Here is a 926-nt window from a genome sequence, read left to right on the forward strand (position 1 = left end):
CATCATTGCCCGCATGGAAATTGGACGGCGTATTCGTCTTTTCCCATTGATCGCCCGTATCTTTATTGCTCTCAACCCCAACACCCACAGAAGCACCACTTTTGTTCTTTTCAAACTGAATCCCAAAACCTGTACGTTCTTCCTTTGAGCTTGTGCTATGGCTATTGTGACCAGGCAAAACATTGATATCATGGGCTGCCGAAACATTAATATTTTCCTCTGCGGTAAAGTCAGAACCTACCACGTTCACATCTTCTTTTTTGGCGGTGATGGTAATATTTTTACCATTGAGCGAAGAGCCTTGATGTTCAAAACTTTCTTCATTCTCTGTCTTTGATTCACTCCCAAATATCGAAACAAAGCCCTTGCCTGATCCCACACCAAAACCCGTTTCATGGGTTTCTGAATGGCTCTTATGATGATCTGTCATGCCATCAATCGTCACACTTTCTCCGCTCACATTGATATCTTGACCGGAAAGCAGATGAGAAGCAGAAATCTTGGCTTCTCCTTGTGCGTCTAACACGATGTTGCCCGTTGCATCCAGAACAGAGGAGACCGTTGTGGTATGCGATTGAGATGTATCAGAAGATTCCTCATGCAAAAAGCCACTTGAAGACGATTGTGCTTGCTGATCCAAGTGTTCTTGGGCGCCTTTGATGACAATCTTTCCCCCAGAGTGAATGGTAATATCCGCTTGTTTCTGTTCTCCTGGTGTTTTTTCTCCCTGTGCGTTTTCTGCTAGTGTTGCCTCTTGTTTGCCAGCAAGCAGCATAGAGCCAATGATTGTTGTATCTTTTTCCGATTCAATCGCAACGCCTTTGCCCCCTGTTATGAGTGAACCCACAACTTCTGTCGCATCAACCTTGTTATGCTCAGATTTGCTGCTACTAAATGCTCCTCCCTCTTTGTGGTACGACATTTCA

1 protein-coding gene is annotated in these 926 nt (G+C 44.6%); it reads right to left on the reverse strand.

Translation table 11 applies throughout. From position 1 onward, the window contains the following. On the reverse strand, window positions 1-926 hold a 926-nt coding region (locus PVV57_RS08615), incomplete at both ends, for a hemagglutinin repeat-containing protein (RefSeq protein WP_273783873.1).

This window comes from Bartonella sp. AU15XJBT (assembly GCF_028618615.1).
Taxonomy (GTDB): Bacteria; Pseudomonadota; Alphaproteobacteria; order Rhizobiales; family Rhizobiaceae; genus Bartonella.